Raw genomic sequence first — 26210 nt, 5'->3', positions numbered from 1 at the left:
TTAATCTCCTTTTATATTCATTATTATCTTTGTAAAATAGCTATATTCCATTTCAAATACTTTACTAAAGTTGCGTATAGATGTTTTATCATTTGATAACATATGACGGATATGAGTAAACCGCTGCAAAAAGCGATGAACACATTGTAAACATCGGAATAACTGATTTGATGAAACCCTTTAAAAAATCCTAACCCTATTAATAAAATAGGTGAGATGATTAATAGTGGAGTAGCAATGATAAGTGCTAGAATAATCGGTAATAAAAAGAGTAGTACGAAAAAGGCGATAATGATAAAGGTAAAGTTTAAAACACTTAAGCTCATAACAGAAAATAGTGCGGTTATCATATTTTTGAAGCTTCGTTTCTTGTCAGCGTTATGTATTGCATAGGAAACAGTAAGCTCTTTCGCGATCGTTTTAGGGTTTCCTAGTTTTCTAGCAATTTCTTCTTCACATTTCCCATCCTGTTTACCACTGATAAAATGAGTTTCATACTCTGAAATAATATCTTTCTTTTCTGCATTAGGCATATTCCGCAGGGAAGAATTAAGTTGTTCCAAAAATTCATTTTTGTTCATAACAATCACTTTCCTTTATAGAATGATGGATTAAAATTGAGAATGCTATATTTTGAAAGGGGGATACGAATTACAAAGTGTGTTCCAATTAATGGGTATTCCAATATTTACAAATATATCATTTACTAGTGTTCTTTGCAAGGTACTGTTATGTTTTTAATACTGTGACAAGATGGAAGTTTTTTGTACATTTTTAGAGAAGTTTTAAAAATGTTATTTTAGGATAAATAAAGGGTTGTAAGCGCATTCCTTTGCGGCTGTCAAAATAATGTTAAATTCATACTGTTGGAAAAATAATGCATTTGTAATATAATGATAAATAATACTTCACCACATTAATTAACTAGGTGAAATTAAAAATCTTTATTACACACATTATGAAATAAAGGGATGATTAGTTTGAGTACAGGTGTAAAAGCAAACGACGTGAAGACAAAAACAAAAGGAGCAGATCTTGTTGTTGATTGTTTAATTAAACAAGGTGTTACACATGTTTTTGGTATTCCAGGAGCGAAGATTGACTCTGTATTTGATGTACTGCAAGAAAGAGGACCAGAGTTAATTGTTTGTCGTCATGAACAAAACGCAGCATTTATGGCAGCTGCTATTGGTAGATTAACAGGGAAACCGGGCGTATGTCTTGTAACTTCAGGACCAGGGACATCGAATTTAGCGACAGGTCTTGTTACTGCGAATGCGGAGAGTGATCCCGTTGTTGCTTTAGCTGGTGCAGTTCCACGTACAGATCGATTAAAACGTACGCATCAATCTATGGATAATGCTGCACTATTCGAACCAATCACAAAATATAGCGTAGAAGTAGAGCATCCTGATAATGTGCCAGAAGCATTATCAAATGCATTCCGAAGTGCGACTTCCACAAATCCAGGAGCTACTTTAGTAAGTCTTCCGCAAGACGTTATGACAGCGGAAACGACTGTAGAGTCTATCGGTGCGCTTTCTAAGCCACAGCTTGGAATCGCTCCCACACATGAAATTACATATGTAGTAGAAAAAATAAAATCGGCGAAATTACCAGTTATTTTACTCGGTATGAGAGCGAGCACAAATGAAGTGACGAAAGCCGTTCGTGAATTAATTGCGGATACAGAACTTCCTGTCGTTGAAACATATCAAGCAGCTGGTGCAATTTCGCGTGAGTTAGAAGATCATTTCTTTGGCCGCGTTGGATTATTCCGTAACCAACCAGGTGATATTTTACTAGAAGAAGCAGACCTTGTTATTTCGATCGGTTATGACCCAATTGAGTATGATCCGAAATTCTGGAATAAACTTGGAGACAGAACGATTATTCATCTTGATGACCATCAAGCAGATATCGACCATGATTACCAACCAGAGCGCGAATTAATTGGCGATATCGCTTTAACTGTAAATAGCATTGCAGAAAAATTACCGAAACTTGTATTAAGTTCGAAATCAGAAGCAGTGTTAGAACGATTACGTGCGAAATTATCAGAACAAGCAGAAGTTCCAAACCGTGCTTCAGAAGGTGTTACGCATCCGCTTCAAGTGATTCGTACACTTCGTTCTTTAATTAGTGACGATACAACCGTTACATGTGACATCGGTTCACATTCTATTTGGATGGCAAGATGTTTCCGTTCTTATGAACCACGTAGATTATTATTTAGTAACGGTATGCAAACGTTAGGTGTTGCACTTCCTTGGGCAATTGCCGCTACTTTAGTTGAACCGGGCAAGAAAGTTGTTTCCGTGTCAGGTGATGGTGGTTTCTTATTCTCTTCGATGGAATTAGAAACAGCGGTACGTTTAAACGCACCGATCGTACATCTTGTATGGAGAGATGGTACATATGATATGGTTGCATTCCAACAAATGATGAAATACGGTAGAACATCAGCTACAGAGTTTGGCGATGTCGATCTTGTGAAATATGCAGAAAGTTTCGGTGCAAAGGGTCTTCGTGTAAACACGCCTGATGAATTAGAAGGTGTATTAAAAGAAGCACTAGCAGCAGACGGCCCTGTCATTATTGATGTTCCAATTGACTACCGTGACAACATTAAATTAAGCGAAAAATTATTACCAAACCAATTAAACTAATGGAGGCATGATTGAGATGACTGTTGCACAATTCATTGATATTGATGCAAAAAGAACGAAAACGAGTAATGAAGTATATCAAACATCTACAATGCTTGCGCTATTAGATGGTATATATGATGGTGTAATTAGCTTTGAGGAATTGAAAGAACGTGGTGATTTCGGCATCGGCACATTTGATCAATTAGATGGTGAAATGATTGCATTCGATAACGAATTTTATCATTTACGTTCAGACGGTTCAGCAGAAAAAGTAGAACCGGAAGAAACAACACCGTTTGCGACTGTAACGTTTTTTGAAAAAGAAATGAGTTATACAGTAGAGCGTCCGATGAATCGTGAAGAAGTTGAGGCATTATTACATGAATTAATGCCAAGTAAAAACTTATTTTACGGTATTCGAATGGACGGTACGTTCCGTGAAGTAAGAACGAGAACTGTTCCAAGACAAGAAAAACCGTATACACCGCTCGTTGAAGTGACGAAATCACAACCAATCTTTTCATTTAAACATACAGAAGGTACGCTTGCTGGATTTTGGACACCAGATTACGCGCAAGGTATTGGTGTAGCGGGTTTCCACTTACATTATATTGATGATGAAAGAAGCGGGGGAGGACATGTTTTCGATTATGTTGTTGAAAACTGTACGATCCAAATTTGTCAAAAAGCTCATATGCATTTAGCACTTCCAGAAACAGCTGATTTTATGGCGGCTGAATTATCTAGAGAAAACTTAGAGGATAATATTGCGACTGCGGAAGGTGCAGAGTAAAAAGGGAAGCCGATTCGGCTTCCCTTTTATTCTTGATTAATCCCGATATGCGGAACAATGCTCATCAGAAATGAAATAGTTCTCTTTAACAGTTAAGGCTGATACTTCTACCAATTGATGCCCAAGCCCATCCCATACTGTAACAGTATGTAAGGAGGACCATTCAATATTCCCACGAGCGAGTCGGAAAGAATAATAGTCGTTATTTGTTGTTACTAAAACTTTGTTATAAATAATATTTTTCGTTTTTTTATTTTGCAAAATAAGAACAAAGTCTAGTTTATCTTCATCTTTTGGAATTTGTAGTATTCTCGCTACAAACATTCCATTTGGGTTTTTCTTCGTTTTATAGACTTTTTCTGACTCTATTTTTTGTTCAGGTTTCCCCCTCATAGTCTCTCCCTTTACATATGTTTATTTCTTTGAAACGAACGGATTCCCCTCGTAATAAAAACGCCACGGATATTGTACAGCTTCTTCTGCATAGTCGATGTTAATACGAGGTCCTGCTGTTATTTTATATTGTGATGATATGTGTTCTTCTTCTGGGACGAGTTCAATATGTAATGTGTCGCTTTGTAAGGATACGCCTCGTTCTTCTAAAGTAATTCCGAGGGCACGGCATAGTTTGCCAGGGCCGTTCGTTAAATTTTTATACTGCGCTTTTGTAATGTCGGTTTTATTGTATCGTGCAAGTTTTATTTCTTCAATCCCGTCTACTGGCTCAAGGGCTCGAATGAGAACACCTTGTGGGGTGCCAACTGGCGCTGTAATGACGTTAAAACAATGATACATACCATAAATTAAATATACGTAAGCATGCCCCGGTGCGCCAAACATGACTTCTGTGCGATCTGTTCGTCTGCCGCCGTAACTATGTGCGGCTTTATCATCGGGCCCCTTATATGCTTCTACTTCTACAATGATTCCGCTTCGTTTTATTCCATCTACAGTATGTACAAGTTTTTGTCCGAGTAATTTCTTTGCGACTTCTAACGTATCGCCTTCATAAAAGGAAGGTGGTGCTTGCATTGTACTATCTCCTTTACTGAGTGTATATGTATATAGTAAACCAAATTTTCAGTAGTAATTCTAACTCGTTCTATTTGCTACATTTATTTCATAAATTATGGATAGAGTACAACAGCGAAGAGGGGGAGTGCGACATGATTTATCGCTTACTAGCTCTTAATATAGATGGGACACTACTATACAACAACGGAAAAATTGCAAAAGGATTACGAGAAACAATTGAATTTGTGAAAAGAAAAGATGTATACGTTACATTATTTACGAGCCGTAATTTTCAGTCTGCTCATAAAGTTGCAAAGGCGTTAAAATTAGATTCTATCCTAGTGACACACGGTGGTGCTTTCGTTTCAGCAACGTTAGATAAGCCGTACGTTCAAAGAAGATTATCGGAAGAGAAGACGTTTAACATTGTGCAAGTATTAGAGCACTTTGATTGTAACATCCGCATTTCTCATGAACGGTTTTCAATCGGAAATCGGGAGAGGAATACACCAAACTTAATTGCGCGTACTGTATTATCAAGTGCAGATCCGTTATTTTATCCAGTTCAATTTGTAGACTCATTAGGTGATGCGCTTCGTGATCATCCAGTAGCGGCTCCGAAAATTGATGTAATTTTCCAAAGTAAAGGTGAAAAAGAACGAGGGTTAAATACATTACGAAAAGCATTCCAAGATATAGAGTATATTGAGTGTGATTCAAAACGAATAGAAATTTTGCCGCAAAATGTATCAAAATTACGCGGATTACAATTGCTTGGAGAGCATTTAAATATTTCGCTAAACGAAATGGTTGCGATTGGAGATAGTTTAGAAGATCTAGAAGTAATTGAAAATGTAGGGCTTGGTGTAGCGATGGGGAACTCGCCTGTAGAATTAAAGCAAGCAGCAGACTGGATTACACGTTCAAATAGTGAGAACGGTGTAGAGTATATGATTAAAGAACATTTCCGTAAGCAATTCCCGCTTCCGTTTTTGAAAAATCATAAAAATACACCGAAACGATGAAAGAAAAACGTAGCTTTTTGGCTACGTTTTTTTATTGGTTTTATTCGAAAGATGAAAACGTTTTACTAGATAAATTGTGTCTGAAGTTCATACAATTTACTTGAATCCTTTAGAAAACTGTTGTAAAGTGGGTGATGTTGCCAAAATAGTTACACCACATGAAATATTCTTCAGATTAATTTTGTTGAGCTCCATATGCAAAAAATACTTCCGCATGATAGTTTAGTTCACGTATTATCTCAAAAATGAATTGTAGTAATTTTATTAAGCAGTTGTAGAGTCTCTTGTTTTTATTTAAATGGATGATTTTAAGTTATTGTGAGTAAGGCTTGGTACATATGAAAGATGCTTTTTTGTTTGGTTTTAGGAAGTTTAAAAGGGGGAATGAATTTTTTGAGGAAATCATTTAATCAAAAAATAAAAAAATTAAGTAGTAGTTTTATAGTTGTGTTACTAGTATGTATGAATTTTTTAATCCATTTACCGTATAAAGCAGAGGCAGCTACAACAGAATTAAAAGGTTTAGGTGATGTATCTTATTACAATGCAATCATTTTTGGAGATCATAGTGCAACGAGTGCGGATATTGAGGGTGCGATGGCTGTTCAAAAAAATATGAATGCATCAAGTTATACAGTCGTAGCGGCTGCAACTGGAGCGAATAATTTAGCTGGAGCGACATGGGTAGATGAAGGATATCCGTCATTATTACTAGGCGGTCAATTTACGAAAGCGGGAACAGGACAAGTAATTATCCAAGATGGAACAGTGGCGATGACAAAAGATGGTGACCCAGAAGGTGCAATGCAATCATCATATGACCGTATCTCTTATGAAGAGCAAGCGGAGATTGATGCGAAATTTAAAGAGTTTAGAAAAGATGTTGATAGTGTAATTGAGGATGCGGGCCAATTACACACTGATAAACCAAAATCGGGTATGACCTTTGGGATCGGTGAAGATGTAAATAATCCTAATATTTATGTCTCTTCAGGATTAGAAGGGCAAGAACCATTCAATGTAAAGGATGTTTATCTTCCAAATGTAAATAACAAAGATTTTATTGTTATTCATTCAGATGCGGAAGAAGTTAATTTTGGTGGCGGTGCAATCCTGTATGATACGACAGATAAGGGCGGGTTCACATTAGTTAATACCTCTCAAGCATATGACCCTAATTCCTTTTTTACTGAGTTAGCTAGTAAAGTCATTTGGGTGTTCCCTAATGCTAAAAAGATAACAACTAAAGGATATGGTGTAGTAGGAAGTGTATTTGCGCCTAATGCAGTTGTAGAGACAAAGGGTGGCTCTATTAACGGACAAGCCTTTGTTGGTGGGTTACACCAAAGAGATGGATTTGAGGTTCATAATTTTAAATTTAACTGGCCAAAGTGGAAAAAGCCGGCAGCTGAAAAAGGAAATTTACAAATTAAAAAAGTTGATGAAAACGATGAAAACATTGTTTTAAAAGACGCAAAATTTGATGTTATAGACAAAGATAATAATGTTGTGGCTACTGTTACAACAAACGAAAAGGGTATTGCGGAAGTTAAAGATTTACCATTTGGTGATTATTTTGTAAAAGAAATTAGTGCACCAGAAGGATATATAAAAGTTGATACACCAGTAAAAGTAACAATTGATAATACAAACATAATTGAATTTGTTATGAAGAATACGAAAAAAGTAGAAAATGGTCAATTTAAATTATTGAAAAAAGATAGTGAATCTGGTCAACTTTTACCAGGTGCAAAATTTGATGTTATAGATAAAGATGGGAACGTTGTCGAAACAATTATTACAGATGGTAAAGGTGAAGCTTTATCAAAACAACTTCCAGTTGGAACATATACATTAAAAGAAGTTGAAGCACCAAAAGGTTACGAACTATCATCTAGCTTAGTTCATGTTGATGTAGCTGCTAATAAAACAGTGACTGTAGATGTGTTGAATAAAAAAACTGTTGAAAAAGCTACAGGTCAATTTGAAATCGTAAAAGTGGATGCAGAAGATAAAGCGAAAGTATTATCAGACGCAGAATTTGAAGTGTACAAAGATGGTAAAAAAGTAGAGACGTTACGAACAGATAAAACAGGTAAAGTAATCTCTCAGAAATTAGAGCCAGGAACATACACATTAAAAGAAACGAAAGCGCCACAAGGATATACATTATTAAAAGAAGAAATTGAAGTCGTTGTGGAAGCAAACAAAGTAGTACAAGTACAAGTAGAAAACGCAAAAGAACTAGGAAGCTTACAAGTAATCAAAAAGGATGCAGAGAGTGGAAAAGTTCTAGAAGGCGCAAAATTTAGACTGAAGAACGAAACTGGTCAAGTAGTTGGAGAAGCGAAAACAACGAATAAAGACGGCGTTGTGAAATTCGAAAACTTAGTGCCAGGTAAGTATACGTTAGAAGAAACGAAAGCGCCGGAAGGCTATAAAGCAGTAGAAGTAACAGTAGAAGTAAACGTAGTAGCAAATGAAGTAGTAAAACAAGAAGTTATGAATGAAAAAGTAACAGGTCAATTTGAAATTGTAAAAGTAGATGCGAATGATAAAGCGAAAGTATTATCAGGTGCAGAATTTACAGTATATAAAGATGGTAAAATGGTAGCGGAACTGAAAACAGATGAGAATGGAAAAGTGATGTCACCAAAATTACCATTAGGTGAATATACAGTGAAAGAAACGAAAGCACCAGAAGGTTACAAGCTTTCAAATAAAGAATGGAAAGTAACAATACAAAACGAGAAAGAAGTAGTAAAAGTAGAGGCAGAAAACGAAAGAATCTTAGGTTCTCTACAAATTATTAAGACGGATGATAAAGATCAAGCGAAACGTTTAGCAGGCGCAGAATTTACATTGAAAGATGTGAAAGGAAATGTTGTAAAAGAAGGAATTACAACAGATAAATCTGGAATCGTTAAAGTAGACGGACTAGTGCCTGGTGAATATACGTTAGAAGAAACAAAAGCTCCAGAAGGTTATGAGTTAACAAAACAAGTAATTCATGTAACAGTTGATGGTGAAAAAGTTATTGATGTAAAAGTAACGAACAGTAAGAGCCTTGGTCAATTTGAAATCGTAAAAGTGGATGCAGAAGATAAAGCGAAAGTATTATCAGATGCAGAATTTGAAGTGTACAAAGATGGTAAAAAAGTAGAGACGTTACGAACAGATAAAACTGGTAAAGTAACCTCTAAGAAATTAGAACCAGGAACATACACATTAAAAGAAACGAAAGCACCACAAGGATATAAGTTGTTAAAAGAAGAAATTGAAGTCGTTGTGGAAGCAAACAAAGTAGTACAAGTACAAGTAGAAAATGCAAAAGAACTAGGAAGCTTACAAGTAATCAAAAAGGATGCAGAGAGTGGAAAAGTTCTAGAAGGTGCAGAATTTAAGCTAAAAAATGAAACTGGTCAAGTAGTTGGAGAGGCGAAAACAACGAATAAAGACGGCGTTGTGAAATTCGAAAACTTAGTGCCAGGAAAGTATACGTTAGAAGAAACGAAGGCGCCGGAAGGCTACAAAGCGTTAGAGGTTACAGTAGAAGTAAATGTTGTAGCTAATAAAGTAGCGAAACAAGAAGTATTGAATGAAAAAGAGACAGAAAAAGGTCCAGAAAAGCCAGGTGAAGAAACAGAAAAGCCAGGTGAAGAAACAGAGAAACCAGGTGAGGGAACAGAAAAGCCAGGTGAAGAAACAGAAAAGCCAGGTGAAGAGACAGAGAAACCGGGTGAAGGAATGGTAAACGTAGATAAAGAACAACCTACCTCACCAGAAAAAGGACAAGGTGCGTCTCATGCACAACGCCTTCCAGCCACAGGACATGATATGAATTATCTTCCATTCGTTGGTTTTGCTCTTGTTTTATTAGGGATACGTCTTAGATTTATGATTAAAAATAGTTAATAGTTTTATAAAAGGCATAAGAGAAATGTTATCTCTTATGCCTTTTAGTTTTTTGTTTAAGCTTCAATAACCTTAAGCATTCGATTTAAAAATGCGGCTGATTCAGCACGTGTTGCTGTGCCTTTTGGTACGAATTCATTGCGCTCGTTCCCTTTTACGATGCCGTATGCGTAAACATTTTGTAATGCTTTCTTATCGTATGCTAAATTTTGGTCAGTGAATGGTAATTTCACTTCTTTTCTATAAATCCAGTTATATTCTAATGCACGGTCAATCATAATAACAGCTTCATCACGTGTTATTGTAGCAGTCGGATCAAATTTATTATTCCCACGACCATTAATGATACCTGCGCTAGCTGCACGATTAATTCCGTCTACTAAAGATGGATGTGCTTCGTTTAAGTCTGTAAATTTAGCGTTTCCAGCCGGTAATTTTAAAGCTCGCGACATTAAATTTGCAAACTCCGCTCGTGTTACGAGGCGGTTTGGCCAGTAAGAACCATTTCCATCACCGAACATGATTTTCCTAGCTGCTAATTGACGAATGTCTTGTTCATACCAACCACCTGTAATGTCATCTTTTTCATGAGGGACTTCTGGCGGTGGCATAACCTCTTTACGATGTTCATTATAGTAAGCGTTCGTGCCTTTTAAGAAAGCATCCCATCGTCCGCGTTGAATCATAAATGCAGGGCAGTTTTTTCCGCTCCAAAATTGATGCTTTTGCACGTGATCTAGAGATATGTTTAATTCGTTCATTAAATAAGCAGCTAATTTTCGGGCATTTTCTACCGCCTTCGTATAATTCCCATCACTATTCACAGCAATTTCAATTCCGATAGATTCATAGTTTCCTGTCTTATTTCCAGCATGCCAACCAACTTCATTTAATGGAAGATGTTGATAAATTTCTTTGTCATCCACTGTAAAATGCCAAGATGCTGAACGATCAGTATTTCCGCGTGCTTGGCTATCTAAGTACTTCGCATGATTTAACGCGTTAGCACCTTTACTTGTATTAGCAGTTTCATGAATTGTAATGTATTTCGGTTCCATTGCGTAGCCAGGACGAATGTTTTCATTCCCTTTTGGAACGATCATTTCTTTAAATGTAACACCATAAACGTTATTTGTAGGCAAATTAGATGGTGTTTTGAAGAAAGTTGCGCTTCTCTTTTCGATAGAACCTGTTTTTTCAAATAATGATGCTTTTGTACCTTCAAATGTAGCTGAAGGAGCATAAATCCATTTCTCAGTTCCGTTCAGTTGAATTTTAAACCAATTTCCAGCTTGTTCAGTAGGAGCTACTGTTTGTGGCTGTAATGTCGTTTCTTCTTTAAACGATTGGAAAGGGAATGAATATATTGATGTTTCGTCTTTCACAATTAGTTTTTGATTTGAAAGTTTATGAATCTCTTGTACTTCTAAACTATTATTTTCCTTATTAACCCAACCAGAACCGGATGTAGTTTGTACGTAATATGTATTACCTTTTTTCTTTGTTGCCTTTACTACTGGTTCAGCAATTTCAATATTTGTTTTGGTTTTTAAGTCGTTTGCATCGTATAGTGGAAGTTTTGTTGATAAGTGGAGAAGATATTCACCCGAGATTTCAAGGTCGTTTTCTTCGTCATGTCTATGCTGTTTTGCATGTTCTTCAATGCTTTTTAACGCTTGTTCATCAATAGACAATTCCGCAGTTTTCTCTATATTTTCTGCGAATGAATGGGTAGGTGCTATAAATGCTTGTAATGCCAAAGATAGTGCTAAAATGTTGTAAAACCTTTTTTTCATAGTTATTTTTTAACACGTTATAGTATATATGTCGTGTTAACAGTCCTCCTTTAGATGTATTTTAAATTAGTAGCAAGTATTAATACGTTCTAGATTGTAACAAGAGCATATTGTAATGTCTATACAACTAGGAAAAGTTCGTGAAAAACTAATATTCAGTTTGTTTTAAATAGGATATAGAAATAAGGTAAAACCTTCTGTATTGACCTACAAACGCCCTTCAAGTAAACTAAAGAGAGTTTGCAAATGAAAAGGTGATAATGTTGTTAATTTCAATTAAAACGTTACAAGATGATCGTTTTTTACGTCCGCTGCAAAATATTGGCGGCTTATTTTTTGAAGATAGTACGATTGGATTTGAACAAGAGGAAGCAAATCTTATCGTTGATATACACATTGAAGAGAATGTGAAAGCATCTGCTCGTTTAACAGATGTTGCTACTGGAAATGTGTATGAAGAAACTTTCGCAAAAGATTTATCTGCTTTCACAGATGAAAAAGAGCGTATGAAGCAAGTGAAGCACGTTGTTTCTTATGTATATCTTTCTGTTCTTCAGCAGTTAACTGGTCTTGAACAAAGCTGGGGCATTTTAACAGGAGTTCGTCCGACAAAACTTCTTCATAAAATGCTTCAAAGTGGTATGTCAAAAGAAGAAGCACACCAAGAACTTCGTGAAAGCTATTTAATTCATGAAGAGAAAATTGAACTTCTTCAGCGTATTGTGGATTGCCAATTAGCGGTAGTTCCGGATTTATACCGTTTGAAAGAGGAAGTAAGTATTTATATCGGTATTCCATTCTGCCCAACAAAATGTGCATATTGTACATTCCCGGCGTATGCAATTAACGGACGCCAAGGCTCTGTTGATTCATTCTTAGGTGGTTTACATTATGAAGTTCGGGAAATTGGTAAGTTTTTAAAAGAAAAAGGTGTAACAGTTACGACGATTTATTACGGCGGGGGTACACCGACAAGTATTACAGCAGAAGAGATGGATATGCTGTATGAAGAAATGTATGAAGCGTTCCCAGATGTGAAAAATGTGCGTGAAGTAACAGTTGAGGCAGGTCGCCCAGATACAATTACGCCAGCAAAACTAGAAGTGTTAAATAAATGGAACATTGACCGTATTAGTATTAATCCGCAGTCATACCATCAAGAGACATTAAAAGCAATTGGGCGTCATCATACTGTAGAAGAAACAATTGAGAAGTATCACTTAGCTCGTGAAATGGGAATGAACAATATTAATATGGACTTAATTATTGGTCTTCCTGGTGAAGGGCTAGATATTTTCAAGCATACGTTAGATGAAACAGAAAAGTTAATGCCAGAATCGTTAACAGTTCATACGTTATCATTCAAACGTGCTTCTGAAATGACGCAAAACAAACGTAAATATAAAGTAGCTGGTCGCGAAGAAATTACAGCGATGATGCACGAAGCAGAAGAGTGGACGCAAAAGCATAATTACGTACCATATTACCTATATCGTCAAAAGAATATTTTAGGTAACTTAGAGAACGTTGGTTATGCAATGCCGACGCAAGAAAGTATTTATAACATTGTTATTATGGAAGAAGTTCAATCGATTATCGGACTTGGCTGTGGTGCATCAAGTAAATTTGTTCATCCGAAGACAGGCGCAATTACGCACTTCGCAAATCCGAAAGATCCAAAATCATATAACGATGGCTTCGTAAAATATACAGAAGACAAACTGAAAATTTTAGAAGAGCTATTCGTATAAGAAGAAAGAGGTTGTTCCGATTTGGAACAGCCTCTTTTTTATATTGTTGTGAGTAAATTGCTATAATTTCATTTATCAAGAGACCACACTGTTTGTAAAACTATGTCGATAATAATCAGAAAAATTAGTCAAATCATTAGAGGACAATGTCTACTTATGGACGAAATGATAGATTTATGAAAGAGAAAAGGGGGAAATTGTTGGCATGTACATGACGATAGGGAGAATATTTGATTTAGCGGTTGGTAAGTATCCGAATAAAGAGGCGTTAGTAGAGCCGGAAAAAAATATTCGCTGGACATATAAACAGTGGGATGAGCAAATAAATAAAACGGCGCAAGCTCTATTGAAAGAAGGGGTAAGAAAGGGAGATACTGTATCTGTTTACTTATATAATTGCCGTGAATTTGTAAACGTTTACTTAGCTTGTGCGAAAATTGGAGCGATCTTTAACCCGATTAATTTCCGCCTAAAAGCAAAAGAATTATCGTATATCCTCCAAGATGCAACCTCGAAAGTAGTAGTCTTTGAAAAAGCAGTTGAATCAACTGTTGCTATCATTGAACGAGATTTTCCAAATTCGTCTTTTTGGTACGTAGAAGACGATACACCTTCCTATGCTAGTTCTTACCATGAAAAAGTGAACGCAGCATCTTCTGACAAAGTAGATATCGAAATTGATGAAATGGATTATTGTTCTATGCTATATACGAGCGGTACGACAGGTCATCCGAAAGGCGTGCTACATCGTCATCGTGAAATGGCTGAGCATAGTATGATTTGTACGTATTTCTTAAAATATAATAGAGATAGTGCTGGGCTTGTAGTGGCGCCTTTATATCATTGCGGCGAGTTAAATGCTGGAATCATTCCGCGTATTCAAGTTGGTGGAAAGAATGTTATTTTACATCACTTTGATACGGATAGAGTATTACATACGATTCAAGAAGAGAAGATTACGACATTTTTTGCAGCACCGACGATGTGGAATATGTTACTGCAAAAAGATTTAACGCAGTACGATTTAACATCGATGAAGATTGGTATATATGGAGGAGCGGCAATGGCTCCAGCATTAGTGAAGGAATGTAAAGAACGTCTTTATATTGATCTCGTACAAATATACGGAATGACAGAAATGGGACCAGTTGTTGCGTTTCTTGTAGAAGAAGATCAAATTACGAAAGCAGGTTCAGCAGGAACACCGTGCTTTAGTCATGAAATCCGCATTGTAAAACCAAATGATGATGCACCAGCAGAACCAGATGATGTATTACCTCCTTATGAAGTAGGGGAGATTATTTTACGCGGCCCAACTATGATGGCTGGTTATCATAACCGAGAAGAAGCAAATGCAAAATCGATGTATAAAGGATGGTATCACTCTGGTGATTTAGGTTACTTCGATAAAGATGGCTATTTATTCGTCGCAGATCGTGTGGATGATATGGTAATTAGCGGAGGCGTTAATATTTATCCACGTGAAATTGAAGATTTTCTACATAGTCATCCTGGTATATTAGATGTTGCGGTGCTTGGTGAGCCAGATGAATTATGGGGAGAACGTGTTGTGGCTGTTGTTGTAAAGAAAGATGAAGCGATTACAGAAAAGGATTTGGAAATATATTGTAAAGAAAGTGATGAATTAGCAGATTATAAACGTCCACGTCACTATTTATTTGTGGATGAACTGCCTCGTAATGCGAGTGGGAAATTACAAAAATTTGTCCTGAGAGAGTCGTTGAAAGGCGCAAAACAATAGAAACCGATTTATACAAATAAGATTATCTTTTTTAATAAGGAAATAGTGTATATGTAAAAAAGCGGAGAGTATGTATCTCCGCTTTTTATTATTTTTGTAAGCATCAAGTGTACATATTAATTAGTTAAAGTTATAGCGGTACAAAAATACGTTGAAATCTTCTTCCTTTGGTCCAAAATTAACTGCTTTTTCTTGTATGCGTTGGAAGTTTTGTCTATCATAAAATTCATAGTTGCATTCGTTATCTGTATATAAATATAAAGATGTTACGTCTTCTTTTTTCATATATTGGAACAAATCGTTTAGTAAAGACTTCCCAACTCCAAGACCTCTAGATTCTTCGGATACGATGAATAATTGTATACAGCCTTGAAATTGATTTTCTTTTCCTTGAATGAGTTCTTTATATGTTTTTTGTACTTGTATAAATGCTTTTAGAAATTCCCTATTCTCTTTATTCGTTATGAATAGCTTTAGCGTGTTAAAGGCAAAGCTAACAGTGTTATGGAAGCTCTTTAAACGGTTTTTATCTTTTTCAGAATCGCCTAAAATGACACCAATCACTTTATTATCTTTTTCGGCTACTTTACTGAAGGAACTTCCTAAAATACAACTGTGTAGATAAAAGTTTAATACTGAGTTTAAAAATTTTTTATCTGTAATGAATTCATTAAATCCAAATGCTTCACCGATTAAATGTTTTATAGGCTCATAGTCTTCCTTAACAAGACTTCTATATTTTACTGTGTTCATAATTGTATACTCCCTTTATTAATGTAAATGACTTATTATAAATAGTAAGGGCTCCTCTAAGGGGAGAGTCAATGGTTGTATGCGAAAAAATATAAGGGAAGAGATGCAAATGAAAAAAATGTTTTCTATTGGAGAAGTTGCAAAAATAAAGGATATTACGATAAAAGCGCTAAGATACTATCATAAGATGGGGATTCTTATTCCAAAACATGTTGATGAATCAACGGGGTATAGATATTATTCTATAGATCAATTTATTCACATTGATATTATAAAAAGCTGTCGAGAGTTGAACACGAGCATAGTAGAGCTGCAAGAGATTTTTAAGGAACGTAATACGGATAAATTGCTACGATTTTTACAAGTGAAGAGAGAAGAAGCGGAAGAGCATATAAAGAAAATGAAAGAGGTAATGGAAACGATTGATGACTTACATGCGAAAGTAGTGAGTTCACAGGAAATATTAAAGAATGATGAAATCTCTATTGAATTTTTTGAACAACGTTATGTCGTTGTTGCGCCTTGTAAAGAAGTAGGGAGTTTACAGGAGTTACTGTATTATTCCGATTTAGAGAAAATCGTGCAAGATTATGAAGAGAAAATGGAAATGGAGATGGGGATTCTCTACAATGTAAATGCAAATTGGGATGTAGAACCGAAGTATGTTTTTAATAAAGTACGAGATGATGTACATATGGAAGAGATGCAAAATATAAAAGTATTACCGGGCGGGAAATATATAACGTTAGCGTATAGTAAAGAGAATGAAGAGGAACATAGAAATACTATGATTAAATATATGAAAGAAAATAGTATAGAAGTAGAGAGTTTTATTGAAGTGGAGTTAGTTAGTGATATTTTTAATGCGGAGACGTATAGTTGTCAAATTCAAATTTTGATAGGGGATAGTGAGAATAAGAAGTTTTGATGCTATAAATTTAGGGGGACGATCCAAAAAGCCTACTTATTAATAAGAGAGACCATCCCTAAAAAATGGGACGGCCTCCTTAAATCGTATTACTTACGTGAAAATCCTTCTTCATCAAGGTATTCCGCAGCTTCTGGATAAGAGTTGAATGTACCGTCTAAGTTTACACCAGCGTACACGTTCCACATATCGTCCTCTGAGATAAGAGTAAGGATATGACCGTCTTCGTTCTGCCATTCTTCTTCTTTCGCAGGTTCTGCAGGAATTACGATTTCTTCTTGAGATAATAGTTCAATTGATTGCTCGATTACTGAGCGTAATTCATCTGCTGAAAATTCGCGGATGTTAACCATACCTTTATCATCCGTTTTGTAACCTTTAATACCACTTGCATATACAAATCCGTTTCCGTTTGGATGTAAGTGATAAACAACGTTCTTTTTATCTAAACGACTTTCTTCAAAGTGAAAGTTCACGCGTTTTAATGATACGTTCTTTCTTTCTAATTCAGGGAAAGATTCAATGATCGATAATTTTTCTTCAAAAGTTAGCATAGTGCCTCCAAATATATAATAAAAGATTTAATTTGTTCATTATAACATAGTTATAATAGTTTCCAAAGATGCGGCGGAAGTTTACAATTGAATGCGTTTACGTCACGATACTGTAAAAAGTGGGCTAACGAATATATTCTTTTAGGTGTACAATGGAACGTGGACTTAATGTGAAGGTGGTTATTTATATGTTTCAAAAAATAGCAAAGGAATGTTTAGCAGGTTTTACTGTTGCGATTGTTGCGTTGCCACTTGCCATTGCATTTGGTATTGCTGCAACGGGAACATCTGAGGGAGCACTAGTCGGATTGTATGGTGCGATTTTTGCAGGTTTATTTGCGGCGTTATTTGGTGGTACACCTGGGCAGGTAACGGGGCCAACTGGACCGATTACGGTTATTGCAACAGGAGTTATTGCGACGCACGGATTAGAGGCGAGTTTTATAGCCTTTATGATGGCGGGACTGTTTCAAATTTTATTTGGTGTATGTAAGCTTGGCTCTTACGTTCGATACATTCCGTATCCTGTCGTTTCAGGATTTATGAACGGTATCGCATTGATTATTATTTTAGGTGAAATAAAGCATGTGCAAAATAGTTTTCTACTCGTAGTATTAACGATTATTGTAATGATTGTTTCTGGAAAATGGATTAAGGCCATTCCGTCTAGTTTAGTTGCATTAGTCGGTGTAACGGCTTTGCTTCCTTTATTTTCTTCTGCGTTAGAAGGGCTTACAGTGAAGTTACCGATTATCGGAAACTTGTCATTAAATAAGGTGATTGAAAAAATTGGGACGATTCCAGAAGCGATGCCGACGCTTCATATTCCATCTTTAAATGGAACAGGGATTGCAGAACTTATTTTACCAGCGCTTAGTATTGCTTTATTAGGATCGATTGACTCGTTGCTAACATCGGTCGTAATGGATAATGTGACAGGTACACGTCATAAAAGTAATAAAGAACTGGTCGGACAAGGTATCGGTAATATGATGAGCGGGTTGTTTGGCGGATTAGCAGGGGCAGGGGCGACTGTACGGTCTATCGTTAATATAAGAAGCGGTGGTAAAACGGCGCTTTCAGCAAGTATGCATAGTGTTATATTATTTATTTTCATTATGGGACTTGGATCGGTCGTACAATACATTCCGCTTGCTGTATTATCAGGTATTTTAATTATAACTGGTATTGGAATGTTTGATTGGGAAAGCATGAAGAAAATGCATGTAGCACCAAAAGGTGATGTCATTGTTATGCTCGTAACGATGATTGTCACAGTGAAGTTCGATTTAATGATTGCTGTTGCGTTCGGTATTATTCTTTCGTTCATTATATACATGGTGAAATGTAAAGAACGTAAAGCTTCTATTGTAAAAGAAAAAGACGCGACATATAAAATTAAAGGCCCACTTTCATTTTTAACAGTGGATCGTATTTTTTATGCTTTACAAGACGTAAAGTCTCCGGTTGTTTTACGTATGAAAGATGTGCGCTATATGGATGTATCAGGCGCAATGGCGTTATTTAATTTCATTGAGCAGTCGGATAAGTCAGGAGTGAGTGTGACGCTAGAACAAGTGCCTACTCATATTGAAAAAACGTTAGTAACGCTGGCGAGTAATGAGCAGAAAGATAAATTACAGTTTGTAGAAGCTGGTGCTATGTAAGGAAATGCCCTCGTATGAGGGTGTTTTTTATTGTGTTCAATATCTTTATATCGTGATGTTTTTATGTTATTGACATTTATTAATCTTAGCAGTATAGTAACATTCTAGATTAGGTATGTGCTATTATAAGAAGGTATATGAATTTTGAGATTCCTTTATATTCAGAAGGAAGAGCTGTAAGCTGGAGGGAATATTTGATGTACAAACAGTTACCACATGGAGTGAAGATCGGGATTACGCGATCAATTGTTGTTTCTTTTGAGAAGTATATGAAAGAAATTGAATGGCATGAAGAAAAATTTGATATGCAGCAATTTGTTGAACAGTGGAAACAGTATTTATACACAAAATCAACTTGGATTAATAAAGTAGACGAAGAGTTGAAAGGACATCCAGATTTCCATCAAGCATTAGCGATGAAAGTGAATGAAAAAATTAACGAGTTTATTAATGAAAAACCGACCGAAGAGCAAGTGGAGCAATTAAAGAGAAATAAAGTGAACCATGCAGATGAAATGTGCAAATTAGAAGCTGAATATCATATTGAACGTTTATTAGTAACGAAGTAAATTTTACATAAAGAATAAGCTTGTCCAAGGAGGTGTGATGACCATCTTTTTGAACAGGCTTTTTTGTACGAAAAAGAAGAAGAGAGGTAGCTTTGGAAGCAGCCTCTCTTTATTATTAGTCTTGTGGTACAAATGCTTTCCAAGAAGATAGATCCATATCTTCTTTTAATATAGATGAAGCAGGGAAGACAAATGACCACGGTTTTGTAGTGTTCGTTTTAATTTCAAGGTTCGGTAATGTGAAAGCACCTTTAACAACAACTGCACCTGCTGCATCTTCAATGTGAAGAGGAAGTTGCTCTAGTTGAATGTCGTCTTTGCAACCGTTACGAATAAGAAGCGTTGTATGTAAATCACCGTTTTCTTTTCTTGCAGCTTGCAGACCTAGGAAGTTAATTTCACCATCATTTGGAGGTGTTAAATTGTCTACGAAATTACGTAAAGCTTCTTTGCTTGCTTCAGGTAACTGAGCTTCCCAAGATGGGTCTAAATCTAATACATGCTTACTTTCAAGTTCAAACGCTAATTCCCAATCTGTTTGCGATAATTCGGCACCTGTAATTGTTTCTTGCTCAAATGTAAAGATGAATGGCATATTTACATTTGCAGGAATATCTCCTAATGCAGAAAGGTTAAATGTTTTGCGGGCACATAGTTTCTTCTCTTTATTTAGAAGGATTAATGTAACCTCTTCGAAAGAAATTGGTTTCGGGACAGTGCTACGAATAAATACAGCTACGTCATAACCATTATCACGTTTTTCAATCTCAATTCCAGATAAAGAAATTTGATATTCTTGTAAACGTGTTAGTTCTTTATGTAAAAATTGATAAATGTATTTTTGTTCTTGTGCTACTGCACCCCAGCTAGGGTGGAAGTAAAGCGTTGGTTTTACTGTTTTATTTTCAGTATTTGTTTCTTCTTGTCCGAATAATTGATTACTAGAGACAGTCGTATCTTTTCCGCTTTTCTTAGCTCTTTTTAGGAATGATAACATAATCTTTCACCTCGTTATTGTACGTTTTCAGGAACACCTAAATGTCTTGCAACATAGCGGCACATTTCTTTTTCGAAATTACCATATGTGTATAAAAAGATATCTAAGCCTTCTTTTTGATAAAGACGAGTAGGGTCTTCCTGTTGATATTGTCTTAGCCCGATGCCTTCTTTTAAGTGAGTCATTGCATCTAAGTGATTTACCCAGTTCTGATCTAGGAAATGAAGGGAAACATATCGTAGCGACTGCTGTAAATCAGTATGGCTATTTAGCTCATTTACGCGCTCTTTATAAAGAGATAATGTTTCTTTCAAAACGGATTGTAAATCTTCCGGTGAATGTACATTATTCGCTGATAGTGATGGCATGTTTTCTACTGGTAAAATTTCATTTATATTTGCTGTTAAACTAGCGAAATCCCATTCTTCTGGAAGCATACCTTCCAAAAGATATTGCTTAGAAATGGCTTCTACAGCATGATCAATCATTGGAATAATAATTTCAATCATATTTATATCTTCTTGTAACAAGTTATTACGTAATTTATAAATAACGTTACGTTGGTCATTTATTACATCATCTAACTTTAAATTGTACTCACGCATTGAGAAATGGCTACCTTCACAAATTAATTGTGTACGGTTCACGAAGTCATGAACTTTAGAAGTTAGAATAAGTCCTGTTTCATCTGACTTCAGTGATTTATTTAATTTCTCCATTTCTTCATGTGCGAAACGTTTTAACATTTCATCTTCTAAAGAAAGGAAGAACTGAGAACTACCTGGATCTCCTTGACGACCAGCACGACCTTTTAACTGATTGTCAACGCGTCTTGATTCATGGCGTTCTGTCCCGATTACATGTAATCCACCAAGTTCGTGAACACCCTCACCTAGTATAATATCAGTACCTCGTCCGGCCATATTCGTCGCAATTGTAACTTGTCCTTTTTGTCCAGCTGTTGCAATTAAATCGGCTTCTTGTTCTGCGCTTTTCGCATTCAATAATTGATATGTAATATGCGCTTCATCTAAGTAACGCGCAACGGTTTCAGATTGTAAAATAGACATTGTCCCAATTAAAATCGGGCGTCCTTGTTTATTGTGCTTTAAAACATCTTCACGTACAGCTTTATATTTAGCATCGGCTGTTACGTACACGACGTCATTTTTGTCTTCACGAATGATAGAACGGTTTGTCGGAATTGGCATAACTTCCATGTTATATACACGGTTAAATTCTTTTTCTTCCGTTTTTGCTGTACCTGTCATACCAGATAATGCTGGATACATACGGAAGAAGTTTTGAATTGTAATGGATGCTTGCGTTTGGTTTTCTTCCGTGATTTCTAAACCTTCTTTTGCTTCAAGAGCTTGGTGTAAACCGTCACTTAAAGAGCGACCATCCATAACGCGGCCCGTGAAAATATCTACAAGTAAAATTTTTTCATCATGTACAATATAGTCAACATCACATTGGAAAGCGACATGAGCTCGTAATGCTTGGATCATATAATGATATAAAGTTTGATGTTCTAAATCATATAGGTTATCGATATCAAATAAATCTTCTATTTTTGTAATACCGTCTTCTGTAAAACTAGCAGATTTCGATTCTGCATCGTACGTGTAATGAAGAGTATCCTGGAATGATTTAATAACTTTTGCACATAAATAGTGTAAATCAGTGCTGCTTGATTTCTTACCCGCGATAATAAGAGGCGTCTTCGCTTCATCAATTAAAACGCTATCAATCTCATCGATAATAGCAAAATGATAGGGACGTTGTACCTTTTCATTTTTTGAAGAGGCCATATTATCACGTAGATAGTCAAAGCCGAATTCTGTTCCAATACCATATGTAATATCAGCTTCGTAAGCAAGTTTCTTTTCGGTAGGATCGATTTGAGGAATATTCAATCCAACCGTTAAACCTAGAAATTCATGAACTTGGCCAATTAATTCTTTATCTCGTTTTGCTAAATAGTCATTTACAGTAATAACGTGAACGCCTTTTCCTTCAAGAGCACGTACGTATGTTGGAAGAGAAGAAACTAATGTTTTTCCTTCGCCAGTTGGCATCTCTGCAATATTACCTTCTAATAGTACAAGGCCACCAATTAACTGCACATCGTAGTGTCGTAATCCAAGTACACGCTTTGCTGCTTCACGTACAACAGCGAACGCCTCTACTTTTATATCATCCACTGTTTTTCCATCATGTAGCATGTTTTTAAATATAATAGTTTTATGACGTAATTCTTCATCAGATAAATCAGATAGTTTTGCTTCTAGATTATTAATGTCTTGAACAAGTTGTTCATATTTTTTTAGTTTTCTCTTTTGAGAATCTCCTAACAGCTTTTTTACCGAATTCAGCATGTTGTAAACACTCCTCTTACTGACAATAGCTACATTATAGCACATGTTTATCTGGAATAAGTAGAAGTAGTAAATTGAAGAAAAAACTGGATATAAATAAGGTGTTATTGCACATGCTATATTTGAAGGGCATAAAGAAAGAGAGTATTCAATGTATAAGAAATTTGGTATGATAGCTAAATGAGATAAAGTGAAAATTTTCAAAAAAGAGAAGAATATAGCTATCTCGTTTTATGATGTAATAAGTATTTAAATTATATATTGAAAGAAAAGAGCTAGAAGATGAATAATAAGTTTGTGAAAGGCGCTGCGATTTTAACGATTACAACGTTTCTATCGAAAGTGTTGGGAAGTTTTTTTCAAATCCCATTACAAAATATAGCAGGAGATGAAGTGCTTGGGATTTTCCGCCTTGTTTTTCCTGTATATATGATAGCTTTAACTTTATCAGTAGCGGGAGTACCGCTAGCTATATCACAGTTAATCGCTGAACTTCATGAGAAGAATGACCAGGGCGGGATTGCCAAACTATTTACGTCAGCATCTATTATTGGAGTAATATTTGGGGTGCTTGGATTTTCGGTTATTATGATTGGATCAAGTATGTTTGCAAATATGCTTGGTGGACAAGATACGAGACTCCCATTAATTGTCACTTCGTTTGCTTTATTAATCGCACCATATATGGCGGTATATCGAGGGTATTTCCAAGGTTTTGGAGATATGATTCCTACCGGGGTGTCACAAGTGATTGAGCAGTTCATTCGTGTTTTCTTTATGTTAGCAATTGCATTCTTATTCGTATCTTGGAATAAAGATAGTGATGTTGTAACAGGCGGCGCAATGATTGGTTCTTGCCTTGGGGTAATTACGTCACTTATCTATTTGAGATTGAAGTATGTAAAAAGTATATATCGTTATAAAAGTAATACATATTCACTGCAAGATTTTAAAGAAAATGCAAAAAAGATACTTCAGGTTTCGATTCCAATTGCGATTGGAGCATTATCGATGCCGTTGTTAAATTTAGTTGATTCTGTAACGATTCCACATATGTTGCATGAATCCACTACAACGATTCAAGAACAATTTGGTATATATAGTCGTGGCTTTGCGTTTACACAATTAATTGTCGTGTTTGCAAGCGCGATGGTATTTCCGTTAATCCCGTTGTTAACTGCTGCATTAACAAAGAAAGATATAGCGTTAGCAAAACACACAATTGAACGAACAAATGAGCTTGCTCATGTTTTAACAACGCCGATAACAATCTGGCTCATGGCACTTACAGTCCCGTTAAATGTTGGGTTGTTTACAGATGCTAAAGGGAGCGGCATGTTAGCTATTTTAATTGGTAGTTCGTATTTCACATCACTTATGGTATTATCAATAGGGATTTTGCAAGGAATTAACCGTTCTAAGCAAGCGGCGTGGATAGTTGTTGGAGCGAGTTTTGTAAAAGTCATATTAAATATAGTACTCGTAAGTCAATTTGGCATAACTGGTGCGGCTTATAGTACACTGATCATATATATCATAATTTGTATCGTAAATTATATATACATTCGAAAAGAATTGGCTTATTCAATTCGCATGGGGAGATTTTTTGCTGTAATCGGAGTATCTAGTATAGTAGGTATAGGATTATATTTCACATCTACTGTAATAAATGTGGTAGATTCTAGATTTATTGCAATGATGTATAGTGGTTTAGCATTTTGTGTGGCCTTGTTCATATATGGCATATGCGCATTAAAGTTGAACTGGATATCCAAAAAGCAAATTCCATTTTTAAGTAAGTAAATTTGTCTATAAATGAGTATGGCTATGTATATGTTTGTGAAAGAAATCAATTTGAAGTTATCCAACTTTTCTTATTAAAGAGTTGATAGCAATTTGTTGAATGACAAAAAGTTGATTGCGAAATGTTGGAGGAGATTAAGAGTGCGGTTAGTTTTATCAGGATATTATGGTTTTTATAATGTTGGGGACGAAGCAATTTTGCAATCAATTATTAAAGCGCTACATGAAGAGAATCCTACTCTTGAGCTTGTTGTACTTTCGAATGACCCCGACTATACAAGAAAAATGTACGGTGTAGAGGCAGTAAATCGCTGGGATATAAGAGCAATTTATAAGGAAATAAAGAGAAGTAACGGTTTAATTAGCGGAGGGGGAAGTCTCCTTCAAGATAAAACGAGTATTAAAAGCATTTTGTACTATACAGGTATTATGCGGATTGCTCGTTTTTTGAAGAAGCCGTATTATATTTACGCGCAAGGAATTGGTCCAATTACGAAAAGACAAAATCGTTTATTAGTGAAATGGCAAGTATCAAAAGCGGCATATATATCAGTTCGTGATGAAGATTCATTTTTGTATTTAAAAGAAATGGGTATTAAGAAAGAGATCGAACTAGTTCCAGATCCAGTATTGGCATGTCAACCAGAAGGAATGAAGTCGGATTGGCTGCAAAAACATTCGATTCAAGGGAAAGTAATTGCAGTTAGTGTGAGGTATTGGGACGCGAAAGAAGATTATATGAAGAAGCTAGCAGATACGCTGAAAAAATTTAAGCGTGAAGGATACCATATTTTATTCGTACCAATGCACGGACCATTTGATCAAAATGCATCACGCGATATTATTAACTTAATGGGAGAAGAAGCTCATATGCTTCCGTATAAGCTGGATATTCATGAGAAAATTTCAATTTTGTCGGAATGTTCGCTTCTAATAGGTATGAGACTTCATGCGCTTATATTATCAGCGGTTGCTAATATTCCTATGGTCGGTATTTCATATGATCCAAAGATCGATTCATTTTTACAACAAGTAAATCAGCCGATTATCGGAAACGTAGATGGTGACTGGACGGCTGAAACTTTGTATAACGTGGCAACGAAACAACTGGAACAAAAAGAATATGTACAAGAAACATTGGAACAAAGAGTAGAAGAATTGAGAGAACAAATTTCAACAGCGTCTCGCTACATCATAAGTGACTTGAATTCAAAAGAGTTCGAAAAAAGGGGAATGTAATCTTAATTTAAGAGGACATCCTCTTTTTTTATTAGTTGAAAAATATAAAATGTCGAAAGAAAATAAATATTTGTAGAAAAATGTCGAATTGTATAAATACTTTTAAATGTATGCTCATAAAAAAGAAGTTTGAGAGATAAGATGTATGTTTGATAATCCTAACATTCTTATATAGAGAATGTTAGGATTATGCGTTTTATTTGGTAAATTATAAGAAAATAGGTTTGTTAATTTTAAAGAATGAGAATGTAATAAAAATGTCGAAGTATATAAAAATAAGCTGTCGATTAATGTCGTAATATCTTTATAGTTAAATATTAAAATTGGAAACGTTTTTCTGTTATAGTTGTAAATGGTTATAAGAAGATGGTTGAAAATGTAATTCTGACGCGTTTTTCCGTTCATTTAAAATATTCTGATTTTATAATCTGGATGTTTTAAAATAAAAGTCGAAAAAATGATCGTTCAGAATTTCGAAAATTCACTTTTTTGTCGAATTTGAGATTTTAAATTGGATGAAAAGGGTGTATGATTTCTTTACGATTCCGTAATACAGGATATTCTATTATTCTGTACAAAGAATACGTTAACCACATTTATATCTACTAGTTT

General features: G+C 35.5%; 19 protein-coding genes. 11 read left to right on the top strand and 8 right to left on the bottom strand.

Features of this window, described 5'->3' with window-relative positions; genetic code table 11:
• Window positions 1–23: 23 nt before the first annotated feature.
• A complete protein-coding gene (locus AC1DMU_RS18115) occupies window positions 24–581 on the bottom strand; it encodes a DUF1700 domain-containing protein (RefSeq protein WP_088062111.1) in 558 nt (185 codons plus the stop codon).
• A gap of 399 nt (window positions 582–980) precedes the next feature.
• On the opposite strand from AC1DMU_RS18115, the gene alsS reads away from it, so the two are divergent.
• Window positions 981–2669 carry an acetolactate synthase AlsS gene (alsS, locus tag AC1DMU_RS18110; RefSeq protein ID WP_087985754.1) on the top strand — a complete coding sequence of 563 codons (1689 nt, stop codon included), beginning with the start codon at window positions 981–983 and terminating at the stop codon, window positions 2667–2669.
• Between the two features lie 16 nt (window positions 2670–2685).
• Window positions 2686–3444, top strand: coding sequence for an alpha-acetolactate decarboxylase (gene alsD / locus AC1DMU_RS18105; protein WP_088062113.1), 759 nt, complete (start codon window positions 2686–2688; stop codon window positions 3442–3444).
• Between the two features lie 36 nt (window positions 3445–3480).
• Here alsD and AC1DMU_RS18100 read toward each other — a convergent pair whose 3' ends face one another.
• Together AC1DMU_RS18100 and AC1DMU_RS18095 are read right to left on the bottom strand one after the other, a co-directional pair.
• Window positions 3481–3837, bottom strand: coding sequence for a hypothetical protein (locus AC1DMU_RS18100; RefSeq protein WP_088062114.1), 357 nt, complete (start codon window positions 3835–3837; stop codon window positions 3481–3483).
• A 21-nt stretch (window positions 3838–3858) separates the two neighbouring features.
• A complete protein-coding gene (locus AC1DMU_RS18095; protein WP_088062116.1) occupies window positions 3859–4476 on the bottom strand; it encodes a DNA-3-methyladenine glycosylase in 618 nt (205 codons plus the stop codon).
• 134 nt (window positions 4477–4610) lie between these two features.
• Between AC1DMU_RS18095 and AC1DMU_RS18090 the strand changes: the two genes are divergently transcribed.
• Together AC1DMU_RS18090 and AC1DMU_RS18085 are read left to right on the top strand one after the other, a co-directional pair.
• Complete coding sequence (locus tag AC1DMU_RS18090) at window positions 4611–5483, top strand: Cof-type HAD-IIB family hydrolase (RefSeq protein ID WP_088062118.1); 873 nt, start codon at window positions 4611–4613, stop codon at window positions 5481–5483.
• Between the two features lie 393 nt (window positions 5484–5876).
• Window positions 5877–9398 carry an MSCRAMM family protein gene (locus tag AC1DMU_RS18085; RefSeq protein ID WP_476941540.1) on the top strand — a complete coding sequence of 1174 codons (3522 nt, stop codon included), beginning with the start codon at window positions 5877–5879 and terminating at the stop codon, window positions 9396–9398.
• Window positions 9399–9454: 56 nt separating this feature from the next.
• Here AC1DMU_RS18085 and AC1DMU_RS18080 read toward each other — a convergent pair whose 3' ends face one another.
• Window positions 9455–11194, bottom strand: coding sequence for an S-layer homology domain-containing protein (locus AC1DMU_RS18080; protein WP_142291681.1), 1740 nt, complete (start codon window positions 11192–11194; stop codon window positions 9455–9457).
• A gap of 260 nt (window positions 11195–11454) precedes the next feature.
• Between AC1DMU_RS18080 and AC1DMU_RS18075 the strand changes: the two genes are divergently transcribed.
• Both AC1DMU_RS18075 and AC1DMU_RS18070 read left to right on the top strand, forming a co-directional pair.
• Complete coding sequence (locus AC1DMU_RS18075) at window positions 11455–12945, top strand: coproporphyrinogen III oxidase (RefSeq protein WP_002007015.1); 1491 nt, start codon at window positions 11455–11457, stop codon at window positions 12943–12945.
• A 205-nt stretch (window positions 12946–13150) separates the two neighbouring features.
• On the top strand, window positions 13151–14707 hold the full coding sequence (locus AC1DMU_RS18070; protein WP_088062120.1) for a fatty acid--CoA ligase: 1557 nt from the start codon (window positions 13151–13153) through the stop codon (window positions 14705–14707).
• A 120-nt stretch (window positions 14708–14827) separates the two neighbouring features.
• Here AC1DMU_RS18070 and AC1DMU_RS18065 read toward each other — a convergent pair whose 3' ends face one another.
• The gene (locus AC1DMU_RS18065) at window positions 14828–15460 is read right to left on the bottom strand and encodes a GNAT family N-acetyltransferase (RefSeq protein ID WP_088062123.1); all 633 of its coding nucleotides are present in this window, start codon (window positions 15458–15460) and stop codon (window positions 14828–14830) included.
• Window positions 15461–15539: 79 nt separating this feature from the next.
• On the opposite strand from AC1DMU_RS18065, the gene AC1DMU_RS18060 reads away from it, so the two are divergent.
• A complete protein-coding gene (locus AC1DMU_RS18060; protein ID WP_088062125.1) occupies window positions 15540–16388 on the top strand; it encodes a MerR family transcriptional regulator in 849 nt (282 codons plus the stop codon).
• An 89-nt stretch (window positions 16389–16477) separates the two neighbouring features.
• On the opposite strand, the gene AC1DMU_RS18055 is transcribed toward AC1DMU_RS18060, so the two are convergent.
• Entirely contained in the window at window positions 16478–16942 is a 465-nt protein-coding gene (locus tag AC1DMU_RS18055; protein ID WP_000955011.1) for a hypothetical protein, read from the bottom strand.
• A gap of 152 nt (window positions 16943–17094) precedes the next feature.
• On the opposite strand from AC1DMU_RS18055, the gene AC1DMU_RS18050 reads away from it, so the two are divergent.
• Window positions 17095–18609 (top strand): SulP family inorganic anion transporter, encoded by a 1515-nt coding sequence (locus AC1DMU_RS18050; RefSeq protein ID WP_142291682.1) that lies wholly within the window; start codon window positions 17095–17097, stop codon window positions 18607–18609.
• 197 nt (window positions 18610–18806) lie between these two features.
• Window positions 18807–19178 (top strand): hypothetical protein, encoded by a 372-nt coding sequence (locus tag AC1DMU_RS18045; RefSeq protein WP_087985747.1) that lies wholly within the window; start codon window positions 18807–18809, stop codon window positions 19176–19178.
• Window positions 19179–19293: 115 nt separating this feature from the next.
• On the opposite strand, the gene AC1DMU_RS18040 is transcribed toward AC1DMU_RS18045, so the two are convergent.
• A complete protein-coding gene (locus tag AC1DMU_RS18040; RefSeq protein ID WP_088062128.1) occupies window positions 19294–20175 on the bottom strand; it encodes an accessory Sec system S-layer assembly protein in 882 nt (293 codons plus the stop codon).
• Window positions 20176–20189: 14 nt separating this feature from the next.
• The gene (gene secA2 / locus AC1DMU_RS18035) at window positions 20190–22556 is read right to left on the bottom strand and encodes an accessory Sec system translocase SecA2 (protein ID WP_215558999.1); all 2367 of its coding nucleotides are present in this window, start codon (window positions 22554–22556) and stop codon (window positions 20190–20192) included.
• Between the two features lie 282 nt (window positions 22557–22838).
• Here secA2 and AC1DMU_RS18030 point away from each other — a divergent pair, with 282 nt between their 5' ends.
• On the top strand, window positions 22839–24359 hold the full coding sequence (locus AC1DMU_RS18030) for a putative polysaccharide biosynthesis protein (RefSeq protein ID WP_087985744.1): 1521 nt from the start codon (window positions 22839–22841) through the stop codon (window positions 24357–24359).
• A gap of 141 nt (window positions 24360–24500) precedes the next feature.
• Complete coding sequence (gene csaB, locus AC1DMU_RS18025) at window positions 24501–25598, top strand: polysaccharide pyruvyl transferase CsaB (protein WP_088062132.1); 1098 nt, start codon at window positions 24501–24503, stop codon at window positions 25596–25598.
• Window positions 25599–26210 lie beyond the last annotated feature (612 nt).

The organism is Bacillus sp. 01N45 (assembly GCF_056399205.1).
Note: the sequence above shows the minus strand (reverse complement) of the source record. Positions and strands in the feature narration are given on the sequence as shown.